Here is a 954-nt window from a genome sequence, read left to right on the forward strand (position 1 = left end):
AGTAAGAATGTACTGGCCAGTGTTCCCATATGGTCTGACTCACACAGCGATAGACCGATGATGGATGATCTGGTCGTGAAGTGTCCCGAGTGGCCTGACCCACACTCCGATCGACCCTTATGTCTTTCCCTGGACCTGTCGACCATTCGGGAGCACTGCACGTCAAGGTGACCGCCTTGCCGATACATGTGACCCAAGAAGGGCCTGACGCCACGTCACTTTACTGTCTTGTCCAGGTGTCCGGTTGAAGCGGTTCAGTTCGTGCTCGGTGAATCGGAGCGACCAGCCATGCGCAACGTTAAAGTCAGCAGTGTTTCGAGACAGGTCGTAGGCGGTGTAGATACCCATAAAGATCTGCACGTCGCTGCAGTCGTAGATGAACAGGATCGTATTCTGGCCAGCGAGAGCTTTGCGACTACCCGTCAGGGCTACAAACAAATGCTGACGTGGATGCGCTCGTTTGGTGAGGTGTTGCGAGTGGGCATCGAGTGCACCGGCACGTACGGCGCAGGCCTATTACGCTACTTGGAACAGGCTGGAATCGCCGTCCTTGAAGTTACTGCGCCTGATAAAAGTGACAGGCGCAAGCGGGGCAAAGATGACACCCTTGATGCTGGAAATGCCGCACATGCGGCCTTCGCTGGTATTCGTACCGTTACCCCAAAAAAACGAGACGGCATGGTCGAATCGTTACGCGTGCTCAAAGTGTGTCGGAAGACTGCCATACAGGCCAGGCGCATTACCTTGCAACTGATCCAGAACACTATCGTTAGTGCGCCTGATGAACTACGTGAGTCATTACGCACGTTGACCCGCATGCAACTGATTAGAACGCTGGCAGCATGGCGTCCAGATCTATCCAGCTATCGTCAAGTCGCGTCTGCCTACCGGATTGCCCTGAAGTCGCTGGGACGGCGTTATCTCGAACTGCATGACGAAGTAGCTGACTTGGAT

At 54.5% G+C, this 954-nt stretch carries 1 protein-coding gene; it reads left to right on the forward strand.

What is annotated here, in order from left to right; all coding sequences use genetic code 11:
- Window positions 1–288: 288 nt before the first annotated feature.
- Window positions 289–954: IS110 family transposase (locus JSY17_RS25485; RefSeq protein ID WP_206403318.1), on the forward strand; the 666-nt coding region annotated here is incomplete at its 3' end.

The sequence above is a fragment of the Pseudomonas capsici genome (genome assembly GCF_017165765.1).
In the GTDB taxonomy this organism is placed as follows: domain Bacteria; phylum Pseudomonadota; class Gammaproteobacteria; order Pseudomonadales; family Pseudomonadaceae; genus Aquipseudomonas; species Aquipseudomonas capsici.